The sequence below is a fragment of the Frondihabitans sp. PAMC 28766 genome (genome assembly GCF_001577365.1).
Lineage (GTDB): Bacteria > Actinomycetota > Actinomycetes > Actinomycetales > Microbacteriaceae > Frondihabitans.
In genome coordinates this window covers 88,399-112,213 of record NZ_CP014513.1, presented here as the reverse complement: position 1 = coordinate 112,213, position 23,815 = coordinate 88,399, and the positions used below count along the sequence as shown (strand labels likewise).

The 23,815-nt window shown below is 71.7% G+C and carries 22 protein-coding genes and 1 pseudogene; 8 read left to right on the top strand and 15 right to left on the bottom strand.

The features are described 5' to 3' along the window. Positions 1 to 291: 291 nt before the first annotated feature. Positions 292 to 957 (bottom strand): SDR family oxidoreductase, encoded by a 666-nt coding sequence (locus AX769_RS00500; RefSeq protein ID WP_066274729.1) that lies wholly within the window; start codon positions 955 to 957, stop codon positions 292 to 294. Between the two features lie 100 nt (positions 958 to 1,057). Here AX769_RS00500 and AX769_RS00495 point away from each other — a divergent pair, with 100 nt between their 5' ends. Beyond that, the gene (locus AX769_RS00495; protein WP_066274727.1) at positions 1,058 to 2,143 is read left to right on the top strand and encodes a LacI family DNA-binding transcriptional regulator; all 1,086 of its coding nucleotides are present in this window, start codon (positions 1,058 to 1,060) and stop codon (positions 2,141 to 2,143) included. Further along, entirely contained in the window at positions 2,143 to 3,621 is a 1,479-nt protein-coding gene (locus AX769_RS00490) for an MFS transporter (RefSeq protein WP_066274725.1), read from the top strand. Before AX769_RS00495 ends, AX769_RS00490 begins: the two co-directional genes overlap by 1 nt. 166 nt (positions 3,622 to 3,787) lie before the next feature. Here AX769_RS00490 and AX769_RS00485 read toward each other — a convergent pair whose 3' ends face one another. Both AX769_RS00485 and AX769_RS00480 read right to left on the bottom strand, forming a co-directional pair. Continuing rightward, entirely contained in the window at positions 3,788 to 4,282 is a 495-nt protein-coding gene (locus AX769_RS00485; RefSeq protein ID WP_157887365.1) for a MarR family winged helix-turn-helix transcriptional regulator, read from the bottom strand. Between the two features lie 32 nt (positions 4,283 to 4,314). Continuing rightward, the gene (locus tag AX769_RS00480; protein ID WP_066274717.1) at positions 4,315 to 5,379 is read right to left on the bottom strand and encodes an alkene reductase; all 1,065 of its coding nucleotides are present in this window, start codon (positions 5,377 to 5,379) and stop codon (positions 4,315 to 4,317) included. Positions 5,380 to 5,479: 100 nt separating this feature from the next. On the opposite strand from AX769_RS00480, the gene AX769_RS00475 reads away from it, so the two are divergent. Together AX769_RS00475 and AX769_RS00470 are read left to right on the top strand one after the other, a co-directional pair. Further along, positions 5,480 to 6,388 (top strand): alpha/beta hydrolase, encoded by a 909-nt coding sequence (locus tag AX769_RS00475; protein ID WP_066274715.1) that lies wholly within the window; start codon positions 5,480 to 5,482, stop codon positions 6,386 to 6,388. Further along, on the top strand, positions 6,385 to 7,758 hold the full coding sequence (locus tag AX769_RS00470; RefSeq protein ID WP_066274708.1) for an FAD-binding protein: 1,374 nt from the start codon (positions 6,385 to 6,387) through the stop codon (positions 7,756 to 7,758). The genes AX769_RS00475 and AX769_RS00470 overlap by 4 nt, the downstream gene beginning before the upstream one ends. A 104-nt stretch (positions 7,759 to 7,862) precedes the next feature. On the opposite strand, the gene AX769_RS00465 is transcribed toward AX769_RS00470, so the two are convergent. From AX769_RS00465 to hutH, 7 genes and pseudogenes are all read right to left on the bottom strand, one after another. After that, the gene (locus tag AX769_RS00465) at positions 7,863 to 8,822 is read right to left on the bottom strand and encodes an NAD-dependent epimerase/dehydratase family protein (protein ID WP_066274705.1); all 960 of its coding nucleotides are present in this window, start codon (positions 8,820 to 8,822) and stop codon (positions 7,863 to 7,865) included. Continuing rightward, complete coding sequence (locus AX769_RS00460) at positions 8,819 to 9,259, bottom strand: MerR family transcriptional regulator (RefSeq protein ID WP_066274699.1); 441 nt, start codon at positions 9,257 to 9,259, stop codon at positions 8,819 to 8,821. Before AX769_RS00460 ends, AX769_RS00465 begins: the two co-directional genes overlap by 4 nt. A 34-nt stretch (positions 9,260 to 9,293) precedes the next feature. After that, positions 9,294 to 10,489: pseudogene (gene hutI, locus AX769_RS00455) on the bottom strand (imidazolonepropionase). Beyond that, positions 10,470 to 11,834, bottom strand: a complete 1,365-nt coding sequence (locus AX769_RS00450) for a formimidoylglutamate deiminase (RefSeq protein WP_066274696.1) — start codon at positions 11,832 to 11,834, stop codon at positions 10,470 to 10,472. The pseudogene hutI and the gene AX769_RS00450 overlap by 20 nt, the downstream one beginning before the upstream one ends. After that, positions 11,831 to 13,144: an allantoate amidohydrolase gene (locus AX769_RS00445; RefSeq protein ID WP_239451886.1), complete on the bottom strand. Its 1,314-nt coding sequence runs from the start codon at positions 13,142 to 13,144 to the stop codon at positions 11,831 to 11,833. The genes AX769_RS00450 and AX769_RS00445 overlap by 4 nt, the downstream gene beginning before the upstream one ends. Then, complete coding sequence (hutU, locus tag AX769_RS00440) at positions 13,141 to 14,802, bottom strand: urocanate hydratase (RefSeq protein WP_066274693.1); 1,662 nt, start codon at positions 14,800 to 14,802, stop codon at positions 13,141 to 13,143. The genes AX769_RS00445 and hutU overlap by 4 nt, the downstream gene beginning before the upstream one ends. Positions 14,803 to 14,833: 31 nt before the next feature. Next, positions 14,834 to 16,417, bottom strand: coding sequence for a histidine ammonia-lyase (gene hutH / locus AX769_RS00435; protein ID WP_066274692.1), 1,584 nt, complete (start codon positions 16,415 to 16,417; stop codon positions 14,834 to 14,836). Between the two features lie 98 nt (positions 16,418 to 16,515). Between hutH and AX769_RS00430 the strand changes: the two genes are divergently transcribed. Then, on the top strand, positions 16,516 to 17,292 hold the full coding sequence (locus AX769_RS00430) for an IclR family transcriptional regulator (protein ID WP_066282948.1): 777 nt from the start codon (positions 16,516 to 16,518) through the stop codon (positions 17,290 to 17,292). Positions 17,293 to 17,299: 7 nt separating this feature from the next. On the opposite strand, the gene AX769_RS00425 is transcribed toward AX769_RS00430, so the two are convergent. Together AX769_RS00425 and AX769_RS23510 are read right to left on the bottom strand one after the other, a co-directional pair. Next, the gene (locus AX769_RS00425) at positions 17,300 to 17,749 is read right to left on the bottom strand and encodes a MarR family winged helix-turn-helix transcriptional regulator (protein ID WP_066274690.1); all 450 of its coding nucleotides are present in this window, start codon (positions 17,747 to 17,749) and stop codon (positions 17,300 to 17,302) included. Between the two features lie 53 nt (positions 17,750 to 17,802). Next, positions 17,803 to 17,964 (bottom strand): hypothetical protein, encoded by a 162-nt coding sequence (locus AX769_RS23510; RefSeq protein ID WP_157887364.1) that lies wholly within the window; start codon positions 17,962 to 17,964, stop codon positions 17,803 to 17,805. A gap of 26 nt (positions 17,965 to 17,990) precedes the next feature. On the opposite strand from AX769_RS23510, the gene AX769_RS00420 reads away from it, so the two are divergent. Further along, on the top strand, positions 17,991 to 18,947 hold the full coding sequence (locus AX769_RS00420) for a hypothetical protein (protein WP_066274688.1): 957 nt from the start codon (positions 17,991 to 17,993) through the stop codon (positions 18,945 to 18,947). Positions 18,948 to 19,177: 230 nt separating this feature from the next. Next, positions 19,178 to 20,545 (top strand): GAF domain-containing serine/threonine-protein kinase, encoded by a 1,368-nt coding sequence (locus AX769_RS22735; RefSeq protein WP_239451884.1) that lies wholly within the window; start codon positions 19,178 to 19,180, stop codon positions 20,543 to 20,545. Positions 20,546 to 20,599: 54 nt separating this feature from the next. On the opposite strand, the gene AX769_RS00410 is transcribed toward AX769_RS22735, so the two are convergent. Both AX769_RS00410 and AX769_RS00405 read right to left on the bottom strand, forming a co-directional pair. Next, entirely contained in the window at positions 20,600 to 21,472 is an 873-nt protein-coding gene (locus AX769_RS00410; RefSeq protein ID WP_066274686.1) for a GDSL-type esterase/lipase family protein, read from the bottom strand. An 83-nt stretch (positions 21,473 to 21,555) separates the two neighbouring features. After that, positions 21,556 to 22,461, bottom strand: a complete 906-nt coding sequence (locus AX769_RS00405; protein WP_066274683.1) for an aldo/keto reductase — start codon at positions 22,459 to 22,461, stop codon at positions 21,556 to 21,558. Between the two features lie 105 nt (positions 22,462 to 22,566). Here AX769_RS00405 and AX769_RS00400 point away from each other — a divergent pair, with 105 nt between their 5' ends. Next, positions 22,567 to 23,121 (top strand): TetR/AcrR family transcriptional regulator, encoded by a 555-nt coding sequence (locus AX769_RS00400; RefSeq protein ID WP_239451883.1) that lies wholly within the window; start codon positions 22,567 to 22,569, stop codon positions 23,119 to 23,121. Positions 23,122 to 23,319: 198 nt separating this feature from the next. Here the strand turns inward: AX769_RS00400 and AX769_RS00395 are convergent, their stop codons facing one another. Then, entirely contained in the window at positions 23,320 to 23,802 is a 483-nt protein-coding gene (locus AX769_RS00395; RefSeq protein ID WP_066282942.1) for a helix-turn-helix domain-containing protein, read from the bottom strand. Positions 23,803 to 23,815: the final 13 nt, after the last annotated feature.

Sequence of the window (23,815 nt, the reverse complement as noted above, 5' to 3'; positions counted from 1 at the left end):
TACCCCGAGAGCCCGTCGCGGACGGCCTCGAGTGCAACCTGCCCCGGTGCGATGCTCAGAACGAGGAAGATCGCCGACCGTGACAGCGGCGCGTCGATCGACTGCGTCGCGATCGGGGTCCGGTCGCCGGAGGCCAATGAGTGCACGACCCCATCGTGCCGTGCCTGCGGGCGGTGCGCCAGTGCGGCGGGGCCCCTCGCAGGCGACCCGCTTGCCGGTGGGACCCCGGAAATCGGCCGAGGTCCCAGCGCCGCGGCGCTGGGACCTCGGCCGAAAGGTCGGGTGTCGCAGTCAGAGGTCGAGCGGCGCCACGAAGGTGCGGAAGTCACCGCGGTCGGCGTGGATGCCCCAGATCCTGTCGGCGATGGTGGTGGGCTCGTGCGAGGGCTCGCCGCCGCCGATGCCGCGGGGGATGATCAGCTGGGCGACGTGCACGTTCTCGGGGGCGACCGCCTCGTGCAGCAGCTCGGCGTAGGCGCTCTCGCCGGCGAACGCGATCGACGTGCCGGTCACGCGGTCGCGCGGGCGCACGGCGCTGGCTCCGTTGACGAACACCATCGTGCCGCGGCCGAGAGAGCGCATGCCCGGCAGCACCTGGCGCGCGGCCGTCACCGGCCCGTAGACCGAGAACTCGATCGGCCCGACCAGGTCGGCGGCGACCGTCTCGAGCACGGGGCGCATGAACTCCTTGGCGGGCAGCGGGCTGTACTGCAGCACCTCGACGAGGCCGAGCTGCTCGGACGCGGTCTCGAGAGCGGTCCGCAGGGAGTCGGTGTCGCGCACGTTCGCGGTGAAGCCGGCAGCCGTGATGCCTTCGGCTTCGAGGGTGGCGGCGAGGTCGTCGAGACGAGCCTGGTTGCGCGAGATCAGGGCGACGGAGAAGCCCTCGCGCCCGAAGCGGCGGGCGACGGCGAGGCCGAGGCCAGAGCCTGCGCCCACGATGGCGATGGTGGTCATGGTGATTCCTTCCGAGCGGTGGAACAAGACGGCGCCCACGGTAGACGCCTCCGCCTGTGGGGATGTGTGGAACCGGTACCACTTTGGTACCATCGTCGACGTGACCACCTCCAGCCGCCCTCCCGGCGCCCGCCCCGCGACGATCAAAGACGTCGCGCGAGAGGCCGGCGTCTCGGTCTCCGTCGTCTCGCGGGTGCTCAACGACGGCTCCGGCCCGGTCGCCCCCGAGACCCGGCAGCGCGTCGTCGCCACCATGGAGGCCCTGTCGTATCGACCCCGTGCCGCCGCCCGCGACCTCAACCGCGCCACCGCGCTCTCGGTCGCCTTCGTCGTGCCCGACCTCACCAACCCGCTCTTCGCCCGCCTCGCCGACCGCATCGTCTGGGAGGCGCGTGCCCGCGGCGTGCAGGTCGTCATGATGACGACGCAAGAAGACCCCTATCTCGAGCGCGAGCTCGTCACCTCGCTGCTCGACCGATCGGTCGGCGGCGTCATCGCCGTGCCGACCGGTGAGAACGCCGACGCGTGGCAGGCCCTCCGCGACCGCGACGTGCAGGTCGTCTTCGCGAGCCGCTCGGTCGAGACGGTCGCCGACATCGACAGCGTCAGCATCCGCAACGCCGAGGCGGCCAGGATCGCGACGACTCACCTCATCGAGCGCGGACACCGCCGCATCGGCTTCGTCTCCGGCCCCGCCCAGACCTCGACCGGCCACCTGCGTCTGGCCGGCTACCGCGAGGCCCTCGAGTCGGCCGGCCTCGCCGACGACCCGGCGCTGCACCGGCACGTGCCCTTCCTCGGGCACGGGGGCGCGGAGGCCGCCGCGGCGATCCTGGCCCTCGCCGACCCGCCGACGGCCTTCGTCGTCGCGAACTCCGCGCAGGTGCAAGGTGTCCTGCTCAGGCTCCGCGCGATGGGCGTGCGCTTGCCCGACGACCTGTCGGTCATCGCCTTCGACGACACCCCGTGGATGGAGCTCATCGAGCCACCCCTCACTTCGGTGCGCCAGCCGACCGACCTCATCGCGCTGCACTCGATCGAGATCCTCCTGAGCAGGATGCAGGGCACCGCCCCGGCCCTGCCCCGTCACGTCGAGGTCGCGGCCGACCTCGTCGAGCGCAGCAGCGTGCGCACCCTCGTGCCCGCATCCGTCAGCACCCCATCAGCAGCACCCGAGAGGCTCTAGTGCCCGGCACCAGCGAGATCACCCTTCCGACACAGCCCGCCACGGGGGCCGGCGTGTTCGACATCACCCCCTTCCGCCGCAACGCGGCGCTCGCCGGGCTGCTGCTGTCGATGCTGATGACCAACATCGACTCGTCGATCGTCAATGTGGCGCTGCCGCAGCTCTCGCACGACCTGCACGTCGAAGCATCCGACACCGTGTGGGTCGCCACCGCCTTCCTCCTCGCCGTCTCGTGCTGCCTGCCGCTCGCGATCGGCCTGGCCACGAAGATCGGGCGGAAGCGCCAGTTCCTCATCGGCACGCCGATCTTCACCCTGGCGTCGCTGCTGTGCGCGCTCTCACCGACGCTCGGAACTCTGGTGGCCAGTCGCATCCTGCAGGGCGCCGCGGCGGCCCTCGTCTTCGCGGTCGTGATCCCGACCTACCGGCAGATCTTCCCCGCGTCGCGCCTCGGCTTCGTCCTCGGGCTGAACGCCATGATCGTCGCGCTCGGCACCTGCGCGGGGCCGACCCTCGGCGGCGTCATCCTGGCCAACCTGACATGGCCGTGGCTTTTTCTCATCAACGTGCCTCTCGGCATCCTGGCGTCGCTGCTCGTGCTCGGCGGCCTGCCCGGCCGCACGAAGGCGGCGGCGGCGACCGTCAACGTCCGCGGCTCGATGGACCTCGTCGGCTCGGTGCTGGCAGGCTTCACGGTCGCCGGCTTCCTCCTCGGGGTGCACCAGCTCGCCGACCGCAACAGCCTCTGGATGGCCGTCGGCCTGCTCGTGCTCTGCGGCGTGCTCGGCTGGCTCTTCGTGCGACGCGAGCACCGGTCGCCGGTGCCGGTGCTGCCGCCCGCGATGTTCACGGGGCGCTTCCTCCTCGCGCTGCTCGCCGCGTTCTGGTCGTTCTTCGGCCAGGGGGTCGCGTTCGTCGCGCTGCCCTTCCTCTTCCAGACGGCGTATCACGCGTCGCCGCTCGAGTCGGCACTGCTGTTCACGCCGTGGCCGCTGATCATCGTGATCGTCGCACCGATCTCGGGGCGGCTCGCCGACTCGCACTCGCCCGCCGTGCTCGCCGCCGTCGGGCTCTCTGTCTTCACCGTCGGCATGCTCACGCTGGCGCTGCTCGGCGGCTCGCCGCCGGTGTGGCAGGTGCTCGCCTGCACGGCGCTGACCGGCCTCGGCTTCGCGATCTTCCAGTCGCCGAACAACCGCGACATGATGTCGTCGGCCCCGGCACGCCTGTCGGGTTCGGCCGCGGGCATGCTCAACATCAACCGCACGCTGTCGCAGTCGGCCGGCGCCGGTGCGGTCAGCATGGCCCTCGTGCTGACCGGGGCGTCGACCGCTTCGCTCGCGTCGCAGGCGCATGCTGCGAGTGCCGTGCTGTACGTCGCTGTGGCCGGGGCGGCGATCGCGGCCGTGATCAGTTTCGTGCGGATCGCCGCGGTGCGTCGCGCTCGCCGTGCGGAGGCGGCCGCGGTCGCCGCGTAGCCGTCGCGCTCGGTGCCGTCGCGCTCGGTGCCCTCGCGAGCGGTGCAAGCCCTCGCGGATGGCTCAGACCCTCGCCGGCGGCAACGGCGCAATGCCTAGGCATTGCGCGTACGCCGCCGGCGAGGGTCTAGTCAGGCTCGCGGCTGGGGGCGCAGCGCTCAGCTCGTCAGGCGGGCTGAACGGCGGTGGGGTCGGCGGCCGCCTCGAGCGCGGGGCGGATGTGGGAGGCCGCGTCGAGGAACGCCTGCCGGTCGTCGGCGCTGAGGTGCCGGGTCGTCACCTCTTCGAGGTCCCGCCAGATGTCGAGGACCTGGTCGTGCAGGGCGCGACCCGCGTCGGTCAGCGAGACCAATGTGATCCTGCGGTCGTTCTCCGAGGTGCGGCGCGAGACCAGCCCGGCCTTCTCCATGCGCGCGACCATCTTGACCACGGTGACGTGGCTGACCCGCAGGGTCGACGCAAGCGTCTTCTGCGAGAGGCCGTCGCTGGCCGCCAGTTGCACGATCATGACGTCCTGGTTGGGGAACAGGCCGATCTCGGCCAGCGCCGACGCCGCCATCGCCTTGTGCACCCGCGCCATCGCGAAGATCGCGTAGCTCATCGGGAAGTCGCGCTGCAGCGTCCCCGTCTCGGCCGCGGGTGGGTGCCTCTCGTCGGTCATGCCACCAGTGTCGCCCACATCGCCGAGGTTGATCACGAATCCAGCGTCGGGTAGTCGGTGAAGCCGCGGGCGCCGCCGGTGTAGAAGGTCGAGACGTCGGGAGTGTTCAGTGACGCACCCTCGCGCAGCCGCTCGACGATGTCGGGGTTGGCGAGGGCCGCCATGCCGATCGGGGCGATGTCGGCGAGGCCCGACTCGACGTCGCGGCCGAGCTCGTCGAGCGTGCGCCCGGCGCGGATCAGCAGCAGCGCGGTCGGCCACTCGTCGCGCAGCGAGGCGAGGAAGGCCTCGTCGCGGGTGAAGTCGAAGACGTTGAGGTAGGCGAGGCCCAGCGGGGCGAGGCGGGAGACCAGGATCCGATACAGCTCGACGCTCTCCGAGCCCTCGTCGATCCCGCCCAGGTGGTTGGCCGGCGAGATGCGGATGCCGACCCGATCCGCGCCGATCTCGGCGACGACGGCCTCGGCGACTTCGAGGGTGAGGCGGATCCGGTTCTCGAGCGACCCGCCGTACTCGTCGGTGCGGGTGTTCGAGTTCGACGAGAGGAACTGCTGCAGCAGATAGCCGTTGGCGGCGTGGATCTCGACCCCGTCGGCTCCTGCAGCGATCGCCTGGGCGGCGGCGTGACGGAAGTCGGCGACCGTGGCGTGCACCTCGTCGGTGGTGAGCGCGCGAGGCACCGGAGCCGGTTGCTTGCCGGTCGGAGCCGTCATGTCCATGTCGGGGGCGATCGCCGAGGGGGCGACCGGCTGGCGGTGGTGCGGGGTGTTGTCGGGGTGCGACATGCGGCCCGCGTGCATGAGCTGGATGAACACGTGCCCACCCGCCGCGTGGACGGCGTCGGTCACGGTGCGCCAGCCGGCGACGTGCTCGTCGGTGTAGATGCCGGGCGTGGTCAGGTAGCCCTGGCCGTCGGCGGACGGCTGTGTGCCCTCGGTGATGAGCAGGCCGAGCGAGGCGCGCTGGGCGTAGTAGTCGGCGACGATCGGCAGCGGCGTGCCGTCGGCGCCGGCCCGGTTGCGGGTCATGGGTGAGAGGGCGAGGCGGTGCGTGAGGGCCATGCGGCCGACGATGATGGGGTCCCAAATCGAAGTCATGACTCGAAAGTAGCACAACGTGTTGCTGGCTACATGTTTTCGCGCTACATTCGTGTCGTCGGCTACACGATGAGCCGACGACCTCATGAAAGGACACCCCATGACCGCCGAACAACGCCACACCCTCGCCGAGATGCTCCGCACCGGCCCCCTCGACTTCGAGGCCGACCTCGACTCGCAGCGCGCGATCTTCACCGAGATGCTGACCGGGCACCCGAACCCCGACGACGTCCGCACGACCGACATCGTGCTCGGCGGCGTGCCCGCGATCGACGTCACCGTCGACGGCGCCTCCGCCTCGTCGGACGACGTGGTCTTCTACCTGCACGGCGGGGCCTACGTGATGGGCTCCGCCGCCGGCTCGGTGGGGCTGGCCTCCGACATCGCCCGCCGCAGCGGTGCGCGCGTGGTGACCGTCGACTATCGGCTGGCACCGGAACACCCCTACCCGGCCGCTCTCGACGATGCGGTCGCGGCGTACGAGGCGCTCGTGAGCCATCAGGATCCTGCGCACATCGCTCTCGTCGGGGAGTCGGCCGGCGGCGGGCTCGTCTTCGCCACCCTCGTCGCCCTTCGCGAGCGAGGCCTGCCGATGCCGCGTGCCGCCGTCGCCCTGTCGCCGTGGGCCGACCTCACCGTGTCGGGCTCGACCGCCGTGTCGAAAGCCGACGTCGACGTCTCGGTTTCGGTGCCCGGGCTGCGCCTCCGCGCGGGGCAGTACATCGGCGACGCCGACCCCCGCACGGCGACGCTGAGCCCCGTGTTCGCCGACCTGCACGACCTGCCGCCCGTGCTGATCCAGTCGGGCTCGAACGAGGTGCTGCTCGACGACTCGCTGCGTCTCGCGGCCGCTGCCGCCATCGCCGACGTGGCCGTGCGGCTCGAGGTCACGCCCGGCGCGCCGCACGTCTTCCAGGCGTTCGCCGCGATCCTGACGGAGGGCGATGCGGCGCTCGAGTCGGTCGCGGCCTTCCTTCGCGCGGCGCTCGAGAGCACGGTGGAGTCATGACTTCCGCTTCGATCTCGAGCCTGCAGGATGCCGGTCTCCCGGTCTTCCTCCCCGGCACCCCCGTCTACGACGACGCGACGAGCCCCGACAACACGAGCGTCGTCGAGCGGCCGCTCGCGGTCGTCCGGCCCTCCACCGCCCTCGAGGTCGCGGCGGCTGTGCGGGCTGCGGCCGTCGCGGGGCTGGTCGTCGCTGTGCAGGCCACCGGCCACGGCGATGGCCGGCCGATGGGCGACGAGACGCTGCTGATCGACTCGCGCGGGCTCACCTCGGTGTCTCTCGACGCCACCTCGCGCACCGCGACGGTCGGAGCCGGCACCGTCTGGGGTGACGTCCAGAAGCAGGCGTTCGAGCACGGGCTCCTCGGCCTGAGCGGCACGTCGGCGACGGTCGGCGTCTCGGGCTACACGTTCGGCGGCGGCATCGGCTGGTTGACGAGGCCGCACGGCATGGCCAGCGCGGCCCTCCGCGCAGTCACGTTCGTCGACGGCTCGGGCGCGGTGCGGGTCGCCGCCGACGACGCCAGCGAGGCCGACGATCGAGAGGCGATCTGGGCGTTCCGCGGGGGTCAGCCGGTCGGCATCGCGACCTCGCTCTCGTTCGATCTGTTCGAGGTGCGGTCGCTCTGGGCCGGGTACCTGCTCTGGCCCGGCGACACCGCCGAGGCGGTCGTGTCGGCCTGGGCCGGGGCTCTGATCGATCTGCCCGACGACGTCACCAGCACGATGTCTCTGCTGCAGCTGCCGCCCAAAGGGCCCTTCCCGCCGTCGCTGCTCGGGGGCGTCGTGGTGCACCTGTCGCTGGCCTCGCCGTCCGGAGGCGACGGTGCGGCGGGGCTGATCGCGGCGGTCCGGGCTGCGGCCGCGCCCACACTCGACACCACCGGGCCGTCGAACGTCGAGCGCCTCGTCGGGATCCACCTCGACCCGCCGGCGGGCAATGCGGCGCGGGGCACGGGTGCGTGGCTGACGGGCGCCGCCGGGAGTGCAGACGAGGCGCTTCGGATCCTGAGGTCCGCTCGAGTCGGAGACGACGACGGCCTGCTGATGATCGAGCTGAGGCATCTCGCGTCGTCGGCGGCGCCCACGGCCCGGGCCGGTGCGATGACCGAGCTGCCGGGGCTGTTTCTCGTGCACGCGGTGGGCGGTGTCCCCGATGCCGCGGCTCGGGCCACGACCGAGGCTGCGCTGGCCGAAGTCGATGTGGCGCTCAGCACCGTAGGCGTCGGCCGCGACGCGGTGTCGTTCCGCGACGGCGCTTCGTCGGCGGGCAGCGCCTTCGGTGCCGCCGATGCCGCGCGGCTGCGGGCCATCGCCACGCGCCTCGACCCGTCAGGCGTCTTCCGCTTCGGTCGCCCCGCCGGCTCGTAGGCCCGTCCGGCCGCGACACCCGGTGTTCCGGCCGACCTCCCCGCGCCGCGGCGCTGGGACCTCGGCCGAAACCCCGGGTGTGGCCTGACGAAGGTGGCGGGCGGTTAGAGCAGCCCGAGGTCGCGCAGGCTCTCGGCGGTCTCGACGATGGTGTCTCGCACCGGGCGGGGGCTGAAGCCCAGCTCGGCCTTCGCGCGGTCGTTGTGGATCGTCAGGGGCGGCAGCTCGTCGCCCGGCGCCTCCGTCGTCGGCACGCGCGATGCGAGCGAGCCGAGCGACGAGCGCAGCTCGTTCGCGACGTCGAGGAACGTCAACGACGGCCCATCGGCCAGCGCGAGGTAGCGCTTGCCCGCGGCGGCCGGAGTCGCCATCGCCGCGAGGTGCAGCGCCGAGACGTCGCGCACGTCGGCGATGCCGAAGCGCTGACGTGGCGTGACCGTCATGGCTCCGCTCAGCATCGCGGTGAAGACCTGAAGCGACGAGCGGGCATTGCTCGTGAGCGTCGGCCCGGCGATCCACGTCGGGTTGATCACCACGAGCTCCATACCGCGACCCTCGGCGGCGACGAAGTCCCAGGCGGCGCGCTCGGCCACCGCCTTCGACAGCGGGTACGCGGGCAGACCGGGGGTGTCGGGGTCGGTCCAGTCCTCCTCGGTGTAGTCGCGCACGGGCTTGGGGGAGTAGCCGACGGCCGCGAATGACGAGGTGAGCACGACGCGGCCGATGCCGGCATCGCGGGCGGCGCGCAGCACGCGCAGGCTTCCGTCGCGGGCGGGGATGACGACCTCGTCGGGATCCTGCGTCTGGATCATCGGCGAGGCGACGTGGTAGACGCCGTCCAGTCTTTCGACCGCCGAGGCCCAGCCGGCGTCGTCGGTGAGGCTCGCGACGGCGAACGAGAGCCCCGAGTCGTCGGCCCCGGCGCGACGGACCGCCGCCCGGACGTCGGCTTCGCTGCCCTGCGATCGCACCGTGGTGCGGACCTCGTCGCCCTGTAGCAGCAGATCGGCGACGACGCGGGTGCCGAGGTAGCCCGACCCGCCGGTCACCAGCACGCGGCTCATCGGAGCACCGCTTGAAGGCTCGGCAGGATCGCGTCGATCCGGTCGTGCGCGTCGGCCTCGGCCGTTGCATCACCGGTCTCTCGGGCATCCCACAGTGCAGCCTTGGCGCCCAGATAGTCGAGGTGAACGTGCAGCGTCTCGATCTCGGCGCGGACCCGCTCGGCGTGGCGCAGCAGCAGGTCGCGCTGCTCGCCGGCGGCGAGAGACCCGAGGGCTCGGTTGGCCTGGTAGGTGCGCATGTCGTCGATGCCGACGCCCATGGCGCGGAGGCAGGCGAGCACCTGGAGGTTGTCGAGATCCTGCTCGCGGTAGCGGCGGTGGCCGCTGGAGGGGACGCGGTCGATGGGGCCGACGAGCCCCACCTCCTCGTAGTAGCGAAGGGTGGGCTCGCTGAGCCCGGAGCGCCGAGAGGCGTCCTGGATGGTCATCGTGGTCATGAAGACAACGAGACCACACTTCAAGCGCTTGAAGTCAAGGAATCCCTTCAGAAGTTTTCCGGACCGTGTGGATCAGAGGCACGCCGGGGCGGTAGCCGAGGTGGACGTAGCTCGGCGCAGCCAGCTCGACGAGGTCGGCGCGCGCGCCCACACCGAGGTGCCCGACGTCGTCGCGCCGCAGCGCCAGCGCCCCACCTCGGGTAGCGGCCCACACGGCCTCGGCCGGCGTCATGCCCATGTCGCGGATGGCCAGCGCGATGCAGAACGGCATCGACGACGTGAAACAGGATCCGGGGTTGCAGTCCGTGGCGATCGCGACCGTGGCCCCGGCGTCGATGAGGCGTCGGGCCGACGGGTATGGCTGCCGCGTCGAGAACTCCACGCCCGGCAGCAGCGTCGCCACGGTCGACGGGGCGGCGGCCAGCAGTGCGACGTCGTCGTCACTCACGAACGTGCAGTGGTCGATGCTGGCCACGCCGAGCTCCACGCCGAGCTCCACCCCGCGCCCTCCTGCAGCTGGGCGGCGTGCAGCCGACCCTGCAGCCCGCGGGCCATCCCGGCCTGCAGGATGCGACGGGTCTGGTCGACGTCGAAGGCTCCGCGCTCGCAGAACACGTCGATCCATTTCGCGAACGGGGCGACGGCGTCGAGCATCGGCCCCGTCACCAGGTCGACGTATTCGTCGGGGTCGCTTCCGGCCGGCACGACGTGGGCGCCGAGGAAGGTCACTTCGGGTGTGAGCTGCGCTGCGAGCCGCACGAGCCGCGCCTCGTCGTCGACGGTGAGGCCGTAGCCGCTCTTGATCTCGACCGTGGTGGTGCCCTGGCTGCGCATCTCGGCGATCAGCCCGCGCGCGTTGGCGAGGAGCTCGTCGTCGGTCGCCTCGCGGGTGGCGGCCACCGTCGAGCGGATGCCGCCTGCGGCGTAGGTGCCACCGCTCATCCGCGCCTCCCACTCGCCCGAGCGGTCGCCGGCGAAGACGATGTGGCTGTGCGAGTCGACGAAGCCGGGGATCACGCAGCGGCCCTCCGCGTCGAGCGCGGTGTCGGCGGCGGGGGCTGCGACCAGGGGCCCGACCCAGGCGACGCGGCCGTCTTCCACCACGAGTGCGGCGTCGCGCAGCTCGCCCAGAGCCAAGCCGGGCGCTGCGCCCGACGGCCCGCCGAACGCGGGGTCGTTCGTCACGAGCAGGCCGATGTTGCGCAGGATGCTAGAGGGCACGGAAGCCATCCTGCCCTGCGGCGTCCAGCCCCGCGATGGCGGCGACGAGCTCGCGCCCGACGGCGGCACTCGTGCGGCGGCCCGACGCGAGCACCCGCTCTGCGACGACGCGCACTCCGTCGACGACGACGTCTGTCACGTCGGCGGCGGTGGCGGTGAGCCAGAGCTGACCCGTCTCGGATCCTGCTGTCCGGGGCGACGCGTCGTCGACGACCACGAAGTCGCAGGGAGCCCCGACCGCGAGCACCCCGCCGCCGGCCCAGCCGAGCGACTCGTAGCCCGATGACGACGCAGCCGTCAGGAGTGCCGCCGGTGAGAACACTCCGCGGCGACCGGTGACGAGGCGCTCGTCGAGCTCGAGGCCCCGCGCCTCCTCGAACGGATCGACCACGGCGTTCTGGTCGCTGCCGAGGCAGAGGTGCGCGCCCGCGGCCAGCAGGGCTCTGCCGGGGCCGACACCGTCGGCGAGGTCGCGCTCGGTGGTGGGGCAGAAGCAGGCGAAGGCGCCGGCGCGGCCGAGCCGCGCGACGTCGTCGTCGGTCAGATGCGTCGCGTGGACGGCGGTGAACGCACGGTCGAGCACCTCTGCCTCGTCGAGGGCGGCGATCGGTGTCGAGCCGGTCGCCGCAGCCACCTGCCGGTTCTCAGCAGGCTGCTCGGAGACGTGCGCATGCAGCACCTGGTCGGGAAAGGCTCGGCGCATCGCCGCGATGTCGGCGGCGTCGACGGCACGGAGCGAGTGCGCGGCCATGCCCGAGCGCGCGAGACGCGAGGTGGGGACTGCCTCGTGGCGAGAGGCCCAGGCCTCGACGCTGCCGTCCGCGAAGCGCGCCTGGTCGGGGCTCAGCGGCAGGCGCGAGCCGTCGTCGGCCAGCCCGCCCCACCGGTAGAACGTGTCGAGGAGGGTGAGCCGGATGCCGACGTCGGTTGCTGCGGCGACGAGAGCGGCTGACATGGCGTTCGGGTCGGTGTAGGAAGCGCCGCCCGGCCGATGGTGCACGTAGTGGAATTCGCCGACGGCCGTGTAGCCGGCGAGCAGCATCTCGGAGAACAGGCCGGACGCCAGGGCGTAGTAGCCGTCGGGTGTCAGCGCTCGAGAGGCGCGGTACATCCGCTCGCGCCAGGTCCAGAACGAGCCGCCGCCGTCGTGCGTCCGACCTCGGAGGGCCCGGTGGAAGGCGTGCGAGTGCGCTGTCACGAGACCGGGGAGGGCGACACCGGCTGTGGTGGTCTCGGCAGGCTCAGGCGCCTGACCGGTCTCGATTCGCGTGATCCTGCCGTCGTCGGCGGTGATGCGCACGCCGTCGGCGATGCCGGTCGGGAGGACGGCGCGTGCGACCCAGAACGAGGTCACGACGCCGGGCCCGCGAGCCCCGAGCCCGTGATCGCCGCGCCCGCCAGCTCGCGCACCACCTCGGCCAGAGCCTGGATGCCGATCGCGCAGTCGGCTTCGTCAGCGGCCTCGTTCGGCGCGTGCGAGACACCGGTGGGGTTGCGCACGAAGATCATGGCGGTCGGCACCCCGGCGAGGCTGAGCACACCGGCGTCGTGGCCGGCGCCGCAGGGCAGCCACGGCACGTCGCCGTCGACGAAGGGTGCGATCGCGCCGGCGACGCGCGCGGTGAGGGCCTCGTCGAAGTGGGTCGAGGCCGTCCATGACTCCTGCACGGCGGTCTGGCCGCTGGCCGCCTCGACATCGGCGATGACCTTCTCGACGCGCTCCAAGTCGGCGCCTCGGGCGTCAATCCACAGCTGGGTCGAGGCCGCGATCGCGTTGACGGCGCCGGGCACCACGTTCAGTCGGCCGACGGTACCGAGCGCGTCGTGTCGGCGCGCGGCCTCGTCGACGGCGAGGACGGCGCGGGCCGCGGGGACGAGCGGGTCGTCGCGATCCTGCATTCGGGTCGCCCCGGCGTGGTTCGGGGTGCCCTGGATGTCGATGCGCCAGCGGCCGTGCGGCCAGATCTCGGTGCCGACACCGAGGGTGCGGCCGGCGCTCGCCAGCCCGTGCGCCGGGGCCCCGTCGTCGCCCCGAGCATCTGCGGGGCGGGCGAACGGGAAGTGGCCCTGTTCGACGTGCAGCTCGACGTAGGCGCCGATCTTCGCCAGGCGCAGGTGATCGGGGCCGAGACGCGAGACGTCGTGGCCGGCGCGAGCCATGGCATCCTGCTGGCTGATTCCGTCGCGGTCGACGAGCGCGCGGGCGGCGTCGGGGTCGAGTGCCCCCGTCAGCAGCCGTGAGCCGGCGCAGGCGATGCCGAAGCGGCCGCCCTCCTCGTCCGAGAAGGCGGCGACGGTGACGGGCTTCGTGGGCACGAAGCCCGCCGCCGCGAGATGCGACACCGCGGCCAGCGACGAGATCACGCCGAGCGGGCCGTCGAGGGCCCCGCCGTCGGGCACGCTGTCGAGGTGCGAGCCGATCACCAGAGCCGGGCCGGCGAGCTCAGGATGCCAGGTGGCCCAGAGATTCCCGTTGCCGTCGGCCTCGAATTCCAGGCCAAGCCTCGCGGCAGAGGCCTCGAACCACGCGCGCAGCTCGAGATCGGCGTCGCTCCAGACGAGGCGCCGGTAGCCGCCTGAGAGGGCCCGGCCGATCGGGGCGAGCTGGGCCGCCATCGAGCGGTACGCGTCGAGCGCCCAGCCCTCGACGCCGACTGGGCTCACTCGCCGCCCTCGCGCATCGGGATGCGGATGCCCTCGCGCTCGGCCGCGATCTCGGCCTCTTCGTAGCCCGCGTCGACGTGGCGGATGACGCCCATCGCCGGGTCGTTCGTCAGTACGCGCTCGAGCTTCTCGGCTGCGAGGGCGGTGCCGTCGGCGACCGTGACCTGGCCGGCGTGAATCGAGCGCCCCATGCCGACGCCGCCGCCGTGGTGGATCGAGACCCAGGTGGCACCGGAGGACGTGTTGATCAGGGCGTTGAGCAGCGGCCAGTCGGCGATCGCGTCGGAGCCGTCTTTCATCGCCTCCGTTTCACGATACGGTGACGCGACGCTGCCGGAGTCGAGGTGGTCGCGGCCGATCACGATCGGCGCCGAGATCTCGCCCGAAGCCACGAGCTCGTTGAACTTCAGCCCCGCGAGGTGCCGCTCGCCGGCGCCGAGCCAGCAGATGCGCGCGGGGAGGCCCTGGAACGCGACCTTCTCGCCCGCCATGCGGATCCACTTGGCGAGGGCCTGGTTGTCGGGGAAGAGCTCGAGGATCGCGCGGTCGGTCACCTCGATGTCCTTCGGGTCTCCCGAGAGGGCGGCCCAGCGGAACGGCCCCTTGCCCTCGGCGAAGAGCGGGCGGATGTACGCCGGCACGAAGCCGGGGAAGGCGAACGCGTTGTCGAACCCGGCGGTCTTCGCCTCGGTGCGGATGTTGTTGCCGTAGTCGAACACCTCGGCGCCGGCCTCCTGGAAGCCGACCATCGCCTCGACCTGCTTGCGCATCGACAGGCGCGAGAGGCGGATGAACTCCTCCGGGTCTTCGGTGCGTGCGCTTTCCCAGTTCTTGGGCTCGACCTCGACGGGGAGGTACGCGAGAGGATCGTGAGCGCTCGTCTGGTCGGTGACGATGTCGATCTCCGCGTGGCGCTCCAGCAGCTCGGTGAAGACGTCTGCGGCATTGCCCAGCAGGCCGATCGAGAGGGCGCGCTTCTCGTCGCGGGCCTCGTAGGCGAGGCGTAGCGCGTCGTCGACGTCGGTGGCCTGCACGTCGAGGTAGCGGTGCTCGATCCTGCGCGTGATGCGCGAATCGTCGACGTCGACGCAGATCGCGACGCCGTCGTTCATCGTGACGGCGAGAGGTTGAGCGCCGCCCATCCCGCCGAGCCCGCCGGTGAGGGTGATCGTGCCGGCGAGCGATCCGCCGAACTTCTTGTCAGCCACGGCCGAGAAGGTCTCGTAGGTGCCCTGCAGGATGCCCTGAGTGCCGATGTAGATCCAGCTTCCGGCTGTCATCTGGCCGTACATCGTCAGCCCCATCTGCTCGAGGCGTCTGAAGTCGTCCCAGTTGGCCCAGTCGCCGACGAGGTTCGAGTTCGCCAGGATCACGCGGGGAGCCCACTCGTGCGTGCGCATGACTCCGACCGGCTTGCCCGACTGCACGATCATCGTCTCGTCGTTCTTCAGCGTCTTGAGCGTGCGCACCAGGGCGTCGAACGAATCCCAGTCGCGGGCGGCCTTGCCGGTGCCGCCGTAGACGACGAGGGCGTCGGGGTGCTCGGCGACCTCCGGGTCGAGGTTGTTCATGAGCATGCGCATGGCGGCCTCCTGGGGCCAGCCGAGCGCGGTGATCTCGGAGCCGCGGGCGGCGCGGACGGGGCGGGGACCAGACATGGGGGAGCCTTTCGAACGGTTGCGGTCGGGGTCAGACGAGGGTGGTGGCCGAGGCGGCGGCGGCGAGGACTTCGCCCGAGGACACGAGCTGGAAGACGGCCTCGATCTCGGGGGCGAGGAAGCGGTCGGGGCCGGGGCCCTCCACCTTCGTGCGCACGAGCTCGCGCACGGCCGACCCGACCGGGCCGGGCTGCAGCGGGCCGCGCATGTCGATGGCGCGGCACGCGGTCAGCACTTCGATCGCCACGACGCGGGTGGCGCCGTCGATCGACTTCCGCAGCTTGCGGGCGGCGCTCCAGCCCATCGAGACGTGGTCCTCCTGCATCGCCGACGACGGGATCGAGTCGACCGAGGCCGGCACGGCGAGGCGCTTCAGCTCGGAGACGATGCCCGCCTGGGTGTACTGCGCGATCATGTGGCCGGAGTCGACGCCGGGGTCGTCCGCAAGGAAGGGGTTGAGGCCGTGGCTGCGCGCCGGGTCGAGCATGCGGTCGGTTCGGCGCTCGGAGATGCTCGCGAGGTCGGCTGTGGCGATGGCGAGGAAGTCGAGCACGTAGCCGACCGGGGCGCCGTGGAAGTTGCCGTTCGACTCGACACGGCCGTCGAGGGTCACCACGGGGTTGTCGACCGCGCTGGCGAGCTCGCGACTGGCGACCGTCGCGGCATGGTCGACGGTGTCGCGCACGGCACCGTGCACCTGAGGGGCGCAGCGCAGGGAGTAGGCATCCTGCACCCGCGTGAATCCTGCCGTCTTGCTCGACGCGATGAGCGGCGAATCGGCAAGGCCGTGCAGGATGTTGGACGCCGAGGCCCTCTGCCCCGGGTGCGGCCGCAGCGCCTGGAGGTCGTCGGCGAAGACCGCGTCGTTGCCGAGCAGCCCCTCGAGCGTGAGGCTCGCTGCGACGTCGGCCGTCGTGATCAGGCGGCGGAGGTCGTCGAGGGCGAGCAGCAGCATGCCGAGCATGCCGTCGGTGCCGTTGACGAGCGCCAGGCCCTCCTTCTCGCGGAGGGCGATCGGCTCGATGCCGGCCGCTGCCAGCGCCTCGGCAGCGCCCATCTCGACTCCGGCGGCGTCGCGCACGGTGCCCTCGCCGAGCAGCGCCAGCGCACAGTGCGAGAGCGGGGCGAGGTCGCCCGAGCAGCCGAGGCTGCCGTACTCGCCGATGATCGGGGTGATGCCGGCGTTGAGCACGGCGATGTAGGTCTGGGCGACGAGCGGGCGGACGCCTGTGCGCCCGGTGGCGAGCGTCGAGATGCGCAGCAGCATCAGCGCCCGCACGACTTCGCGCTCGACCTCGGGGCCGTTCGAGGCGGCGTGGCTGCGGATCAGCGACGTCTGCAGCTGGGCGCGCTGCTCGACGGGGATGCGCTTCGAGGCGAGGGCACCGAAGCCGGTCGAGACGCCGTAATGCGGTTGCGGGTCTTCGGCGAGGGCCTCGATGACGGCGCGGCTCTCGGTCATCGCGGCGAGGCTGACGGCGCTCAGCTCGACTTGGGCGCCGTGGCGGGCGACCGCGACGACGTCGCTCGGGTCGAGGGCCCCGATGCTCACGGTGACGACGGCGGGGGCGGCTGGTGACTCGACGGTGGTGTTCACGCACCCATTCGACTCCATCCAGGGCGGTCTCCGGCGGGCGGGCGCTCTAAGCTGTCTCGGATACGAGACTCGGTCGCGCCTGGTTACGGGCGTGTGACGTGCGGGAGGGCGAAGCGATGGCAGCTGTTCCCGCAGCCCGCAACGTGCTGCGAGTCATTCGCTACCTTGCCGAGCAGGCCCGCCCCACGCACGCCGCCGCCGTCGCGCGCGAGCTCGGCCTGCCCCGCTCGACCGCCTACCAGCTGCTCGGCGCCCTCCTCGACGAGGGCTTCGTCGTGCACTTTCCCGAAGAGAGCACCTATGCCCTCTCGACCGCGCTCGGGCAGCTCGGCACGTCGGCAGATCGGGCGACGCGCCTCCGTCGGCTCGGGGCGCCGCTGCTGACCCGCCTGCTCGGCGAGGTGAGGCTGCCAGTCGTCGCCCAGCTCGGGATCCTGCACGGCCAGGAGATCGTCTACCTCGCACAGGAATCCGCGCCCCGCGCCCCGTCGCTCGTCAGCGCCATCGGCGTGCACCTGCCCGCGCACCTGACAGCAACCGGTCGCGTGATCCTCGCGCACCTCGACCACGCGCAGGTGCGGGCCCTCTACCCCGACCGCGAGAGCCTCGTGATCAAGGCAGGATCCGGGGCGGGTGCGGGCCCCGGCACCCTGCGAGAGCTCGACGAACTGCTTCGTGACACGCGACGACGCGGCTGGGGCCTCGAGAACGGCGAGATCACCGACGGCTACGCGTCCGTCTCGGCTGTCGTGCTCGACCACAACGACTACGCCACCGCAGCGATCGGGGTCACGTATCGCACGGTGGCCGTCGACCAGAGCGTGCTGCCCGAGATCGCTGCAGCCGTCGGCGCGGCTGCTGGGGCGCTCGGAGCGCGCCTCCGCGGGCGGTAGCCGGTTGTCAGCGGGGCCAACGCTCGGCCGACAGGCCCCGGATGACGGCGAGCAGCTCGCCCTTGAAGGCGTCGGGGTCGGCGATGGACGGGAACACCTCGGCTTCGAGAGTGCGCGCCTCGGCCCATGCCGACGTGCCGGCGGGAGTGGTCGCGACCAGCGTGCGGCGGCGATCCGCCGGATCCTGCGCCCGACTCACCAGCCCGTCGCGCTCGAGCCGCTCGAGGGTGCGCGACATGGTCTGCTCCTGCACGCGAGCGCGGCCGGCGAGCTCGCGCTGCGAGGTGGTGCCGGGCTGCAGCAGGTCGAGGGCGATCAGGCCGGCGTGGGTGAGACCGACCTCGGCGAGGCGCTCGATCCAGGTGTGCTCGACGAGCCGCGAGGCCATCGACAGGAGGCGCCCGGTCGGCCAGCTCGCCATGTCGGGTGCGTCGTCTGCGCGCCCGCCGTCTGTCATGGCTTCAGCGTAGCCCGGGCCTCCCGGCTCGAAGCGGGGCCAGGCCGTCGAGCTCAGTCGAACCACGCGATCCCCTTCGCGCCGACGATTGCGGTGGCGCGATCCGAATCGCGTGGCGCGACCGACTCGTGCCCCCGCGTCGTAAGCGTCTTGTCCGCGTACGCCTGTGGATGGTCGCGCGTTGTCCACAGATCGGCATCATCATCCTTCAGCACCTCGAGAACGCATCAGGATCACAAGCATGCAAGACGACTCGCTTCTTCCGTTCTCGCCCTCCCGGCCTCCGGTGCTCCGCCCGAGCGCTCTCGACACGCGCTTCACTCGCGCGCTGCCCGACCGATGTCTGCGCGGAGAGCTCGTCCGTGTTCACACCGGCGGTTACGTCGCGGCGACCGACCTCACCGGGCTGGATCGTCGCCAGGGCCACGTCCTTCGCGTACACGCGGCACTGCCGCGTCTGTCTCCACGCGTTGTCGTCTCGCACGGCTCGGCAGCCGCCATCCACCGCCTGCCCAGCCTGGGGCCCCCGCCGGACAGGGTTCACGTCACCGACCCTGCGCGCACGACTTCGCAGGCCTGGAATGGGGTGGCTAAACATGCCGGGCCTCTGCCGAATGAAGACGTCGTGATGGTGGAGGGCGTCCGCGTCACCTCGATGGCCCGAACTGCGGCCGACCTCGCGCTGGCGCTGCCGATGCCTGACGCGGTCGTCGTTCTGGACTACGTGCTGCATTGCGAACTCGCCGACCGAGAGACCATTGGCGTGCAGCTCGAGGCCCGGCCTCGAGCCCGGGCCCGAGCTGCGGCCGCAGCGAGCCTGGACTTCGCCGACGGCGACGCCCAATCACCGGGGGAGTCCTGGGCTCGAGTGCTGGCGCATCGCCTGGGGGCGCCGAAGCCGGTGTTGCAGCGCCCTTTCGCCGATGCCGACGGCGTCATCGGTGATGTCGACTTCTGGTTCGAAGAGCAGGGCATCGTTGTCGAGTTCGACGGCTTCGTGAAGTATTCGCAGGCCCGCTACCTGAACGGGAGGACTCCAGCGGACGTGGTTTTCGCCGAGAAGCTGCGAGAGGACCGCCTCCGAGCCTGCCCGGACGTGAACGGTTTCGGGAGGTGCGTCTGGCGCGACCTCGAGCAACCGCGTCGGCTCGCTTCGATCTTTCGCCGCGCGGGGGTGCCGCTCCTGCGTCCGCCGTAGATTCGGGTGGGGCGTGCGCGGGCCGCCGGCGATGACGAACCACGGGCATCGGATGGAACCACGGGATTTGGTGGTGTGGACGGGATCGCGTGGTTCGACGGGCTGACGGCCGGCCGGCCGTCGACCGAGGGCACGCGCCCTCCGCTGTCTGCCCCCTGATCGGGGGCGGGCACCGCGGCGTGCCGCCCGATACGGTCGAGGTTCGAATGCCAGGCGCCGGAGGAGAAGACGTGGGTCGAACCCTGTCCGGGCGCTATCGCCTCGAAGAGCCCGTGGGCCGAGGTGGCATGTCCACGGTCTTCCGGGCGGTCGACGAGCAGCTCGGCCGCCAGGTGGCGGTCAAGGTCTTCCACGCGAACACCGTCGACCCGGCGCGCCAGGAGGCCGAGCTCGGAGTGCTGGCATCGCTCGAGCACCACAGCATCGTCACCCTCCTCGACGCGGGCGTCGACGGGCCCGACCGCTACCTCGTGATGCCGCTGATCACCGGCCAGAACCTCCAGGACCGCTTCGCCGGCGAGCCCATCTCGGCCCGCCACATCGCCGAGATCGGCTACGACATGGCCGAGGCGCTCGACTACATCCAGCAGCACGGTGTGGTGCACCGCGACATCAAACCGTCGAACATCCTGCTCGTCGACTACGGCGCCGAGTCGCCGCGGGCCCGTGCCCGCCTCACCGACTTCGGCATCGCGCTGAGCGACGACGTCGAGCGGCTGACCGCCGAGGGCGTGACCACGGGGACGGCCGCGTATCTCAGCCCCGAGCAGGCGATGGGCGGCACGGTCGGGCCGGCGAGCGACGTCTACTCGCTGGGCCTCGTGCTGCTGCAGTGCTTCACGCACCACCTCGAATTCGGCGGCTCGCTCGTGGAGTCGGCGGTGGCACGGCTGTCGCGCGACCCCGTCGTGCCGGCCGAGCTGACGGATCAGTGGCGCGAGCTGCTCACCCTGATGACCCATCGTGATCCTGCCGCCCGGCCTGTCGGTGTCGAGCTCGTCACGCTGCTGCGCCAGGCGGTGATCGCCGAGAGCTCGAGGCACCGCGACTCGCACGAGGTGTTCGTGCCGTCGTCCGGCCGGTCGGCCGCAGAGTCGCCCGCGACGTCGCCGCTCCTCGACACTGTGCCCGCCCAGTCGCTCGACCGGGTCACGGCCATGGCCGCGCGGCTGTTCTCGGCCCCGATGTCGGTGATCAGCGTGGTCGACGACGACCGCACCTGGTTCCGGTCGCACCTACGCCCCGGCCTCAGCGCCTTCGCCGAGCGGTTCGCACTCGCGCCCGTGATGGGTGGCCACTCCGAGGCCGTGGTGATCGAAGACGGCAGGATCGACAGCCGGGTCAAGAACGACCCTCTCGTCACCGGCCCTCTCGGGCTGCGCTTCTATGTCGGCGTGCCGATCGTTCGGCACGACGGCCGCGCCATGGGCACGCTCTCGGTGATCGACTTCGTCGCCGGCCACGCGTCACCCGACGACCTCGCGAACCTCGAGGATCTGGCGGCGCTCGTCGCCGGGCAGCTGGAGCTGCGGCAGGAGACGCTGCGGGTCACGACCGGCAACCTCGCGCGCCCGTCGGCGGAGCGCACGGCGCGCTGACCGTCGAGTGCCGGCGGTGGCCCGAGGTGGTTCGTCGCTGCCGGAAGCTGAAGTTCAGCGAGCCGCGGCTCGCGCCGAGACCGAGGCGCCGGCCGGGGCACCGGCAGAGCGGACGGTGGAGGCGCCAGCAGAAGCGCCGGTGGAGCCACCGGCAGAGCGGACGGTGGAGGCGCCGGCAGAAGCGCCGGTGGTGGCGGCGGTCGCCGGTGCACCCTCGAGGTGCTCGATCACGGCGGGCGCGATCGCCTTCGCCCAGAGGCGGTGCATCGTCGCCCACGAGAGGGCGTCCTGGATGAAGAGCGCGCCGACGTCCCAGACGGGGAACGGCACGTAGGTCACGCCCGCGCGATCGCAGGCGAACGCTGCGGTCGCGGTGTTCAGGGCGTCGATCTGGCGTGTCAGAAGTCGCGCGGCGACCGGCGGGATCGCCCGGAACTCGGTCATCGGCGGCACTCCGGCGAGCACGATCGCCGTCTCGACGCCGGATTCGTCGCGGATCCGCTCGACGACGGCGTCGAGATCCCTCGCCCATTCGCAGGGTGCGGTGCCGAGCAGGACATCGGTGATTCCGAGCAGGATCACGGCGGCTCGGGTGCCCTGGGGCACCAGCGTCTTCTCGCGCATCGTGTTGCTCGCGGTGAGCGTGGGGCTCGTCACCTCGCTCCAGGTGCAGCCTCGCAGCCTCGCTGCCGCCACTCGCTGGGCCACCTGGCTCGACGTCTTCATGCCGTGCCGTAGCACCCCGAAGCCGGAGACCGCGATGCTGCCGATGAAGGCGAGCCGGTCGGGGTCGGTGCCGGCCACCTCGTATTCCGGCTCGTCGACGGGGTAGGGCGCGCTTGCCACCTCGCGGCGGTACAGCCCGAGGTGCACGCGGAGCAGCGGTTTCGCGAGACGGATGAGGCTGGTGGGAATAGTGAGGCGCATGACCTCTCGATCTTGGCAGGTCCTCCTTTTGACCGACATGCCCCGAACGGGGCGAAAGCCGTCTTGCGCGCGTCTGCGGGTGGCTACGGCCGCACGAGGGCGTCGAGAGCCGCCATCGACTCGCCGTCGAGGATGAGATCGCCTGCGGCGGCGTTCTCGTCGAGGTGGTCGGCGCTCGACGTGCCCGAGATGATGAGGGTGTTCGGCGAGTGCGCGAGCAGCCACGCGAGGCCGACCTGCGACGGGGTCGCGCCGAGGCGTGCGGCGGTGTCGCGAACGACGGGCTCGTCGGTGACCTTGGGCACGCCGGGAAAGCCGGAGCCGAGAGGGAAGAACGGGACCCAGGCGACACCGTTGGCGGCGCAGAGGTCGAGGACGGCCTCGGCCGAGCGCTCGACGAGGTTGTACGCGTTCTGGACGCACGCGATACCGACCGGCAGTGCCTGCCGCAGCTGATCAATGCTGACGTTGCTGAGCCCGATCGCGCCGATCTTGCTCTCGTCTCGCAGCGCGGCGAGCTCGGCGAGCTGATCGTCGAGCGGCACGACCTGATCGCCGGTGGCGATGATTCCGGGTTGTGCGTCTGCCCGGCGGAGGTTGACGACGTCGAGGCGTTCGGCCCCGAGAGTGCTGAGGTTCTGCTCGACCTGCTCGCGCAGCTCGTGCGGCTTCTGGGCTGCGACCAGCGATGGCGTCGCGCTCGGGTCGCGCCGCGCGCCGACCTTCGTCGCGAGCACGATGCCGTCGAACGGACGCAGAGCCTCGCGGAGGAACCCGTTGGCCGTGCCCTCGCCGTAGAACTCGGCCGTGTCGAAGTGCGTGATACCGAGCTCGACAGCGTGCCGGAGGATCGCGACGGCCTCGTCGCCCGTGACGGGCGGCCGCCCGGGGCGCTCGGCGAGTTGCATCGTGCCGTAGCCGATGCGCGCGACGGTCTGGTCGCCCAGAGGGAAGGTGCCGCCGGGGGTGGGGTGGTCGTTGCTGGTCATGGACTTCTCCGTTCGTGCGTGTGCTGCGTGCATGGCAGAATCGAATCGATGCGGAGGAACCTCCGTTTCATTGACTCTATCAGAAACCGGAGGTGCCTCCGTATCGTGCCCCGCAGAGACGCCCAGCGCAACCGCGAACTGCTGCTCGAGTCCGCCCGCGACGCCTTCGCCGGCCACACGGGCCCGTCGCCCGTCTCGCTAGAGGCCGTCGCCCGGGCGGCCGGGCTCGGCATCGGCACCCTCTACCGCCACTTCCCGACGCGCGAGGCGCTCGTCGAAGAGGTGTACCGCACCGAGCTCGCGGCGGTCTGCGCGAGCGCAGCGCCCCTGCTCGAGCGAATGCGGCCCGATCGGGCGCTGCGGGTGTGGATGGACCGCTACGGCGACTTCGTGCAGGCGAAGCGCGGCATGGCCGAGACTCTGCGGGTGCTGCTGAACGCGGGCCTCGCCGGCGCCGGCGAGACGCGACAGCGGGTGCGGGCGACGGTCGCCCTGCTGCTCGACCGCGGCGCGGACGCGGGGCTGCTGCGCGACGACATCGCGGCCGACGACGTCGTGGTCAGTCTGATCGGGGTCTTCTTGGCGACTGCCGAGGCATCCGACCGGGATCAGGCCGGTCGGATGCTCGATCTTCTCGTCGACGGGCTCCGCTCGCACTGATTCGGGGTGGGTGGCGCGCGCGGGGACAGAAGGAGAAAAGGGGCGGTCGCGATCACAGCGACCGCCCCTGGCAAACGAGCTAGGGAACTCGCGTCAATGGTTCGGGGTGCACACCCCGGCGGAGTGGTGCGACCCGCACCCCAGTGCGGGTGCCGCCCGTGTGGGTGACGCCGGCGTCGAGTGCCGGCGCCGGGGCGATCAGGCTACGGACGCAGCACCGCGCGCCGGCACGATCCGCACGTCCTGCGAGGCGAGGGCGCGGCCGCTCCCGTCGACGAAGCCGACCGACACGGGCGACCCGTCGTGGGCGGTGCGGCGCAGCATCGTGGGGCCGTCGTGCCGGGGGAGGTGCTCGTCGCCCCACTGCTGCAGCGCGGCCAGCACCACGCGCAGGTCTTCGCCGGCAGCAGTGGGCTCGTAGCGGGGCCGGGTGCGGGAGCCGGGATCCTGATAGTCGACACGTCGCAGGATGCCCGCGTCGACGAGCGTGTCGAGGCGGGAGGCCAGCACGTTGGTCGCGATGCCGAGGCCCTTCTGGAACTCGCTGAATCGCGTGTGCCGGTAGAGGATCGTCTCGCGCAGCAGCAGAAAGCTCCAGCGGTCGCCCAGCACGTCGACGCTACGCTCGATCGAGCACTGCGGCGTGCTCTCGGTGACGGCGGGGATGCGCTGCGAGCTCATGCCGGAATGGTAC

Bases quoted from the DNA above. Each gene is read 5' to 3' on its own strand.
- AX769_RS00475 (WP_066274715.1), top strand. From the start codon at position 5,480: ATGACCGCCGAACAACGCCACACCCTCGCCGAGATGCTCCGCACCGGC.
- AX769_RS00395 (WP_066282942.1), bottom strand. From the start codon at position 23,802: ATGAGCTCGCAGCGCATCCCCGCCGTCACCGAGAGCACGCCGCAGTGC.
- hutH (WP_066274692.1), bottom strand. From the start codon at position 16,417: ATGGAGTCGAATGGGTGCGTGAACACCACCGTCGAGTCACCAGCCGCC.
- hutU (WP_066274693.1), bottom strand. From the start codon at position 14,802: ATGTCTGGTCCCCGCCCCGTCCGCGCCGCCCGCGGCTCCGAGATCACC.
- AX769_RS00410 (WP_066274686.1), bottom strand. From the start codon at position 21,472: ATGCGCCTCACTATTCCCACCAGCCTCATCCGTCTCGCGAAACCGCTG.
- AX769_RS00460 (WP_066274699.1), bottom strand. From the start codon at position 9,259: ATGACCACGATGACCATCCAGGACGCCTCTCGGCGCTCCGGGCTCAGC.
- AX769_RS00405 (WP_066274683.1), bottom strand. From the start codon at position 22,461: ATGACCAGCAACGACCACCCCACCCCCGGCGGCACCTTCCCTCTGGGC.
- AX769_RS00425 (WP_066274690.1), bottom strand. From the start codon at position 17,749: ATGACAGACGGCGGGCGCGCAGACGACGCACCCGACATGGCGAGCTGG.
- AX769_RS00465 (WP_066274705.1), bottom strand. From the start codon at position 8,822: ATGAGCCGCGTGCTGGTGACCGGCGGGTCGGGCTACCTCGGCACCCGC.
- AX769_RS00470 (WP_066274708.1), top strand. From the start codon at position 6,385: ATGACTTCCGCTTCGATCTCGAGCCTGCAGGATGCCGGTCTCCCGGTC.
- AX769_RS00430 (WP_066282948.1), top strand. From the start codon at position 16,516: ATGGCAGCTGTTCCCGCAGCCCGCAACGTGCTGCGAGTCATTCGCTAC.
- AX769_RS00500 (WP_066274729.1), bottom strand. From the start codon at position 957: ATGACCACCATCGCCATCGTGGGCGCAGGCTCTGGCCTCGGCCTCGCC.
- AX769_RS00485 (WP_157887365.1), bottom strand. From the start codon at position 4,282: ATGACCGACGAGAGGCACCCACCCGCGGCCGAGACGGGGACGCTGCAG.
- AX769_RS00420 (WP_066274688.1), top strand. From the start codon at position 17,991: ATGCAAGACGACTCGCTTCTTCCGTTCTCGCCCTCCCGGCCTCCGGTG.
- AX769_RS00480 (WP_066274717.1), bottom strand. From the start codon at position 5,379: ATGACTTCGATTTGGGACCCCATCATCGTCGGCCGCATGGCCCTCACG.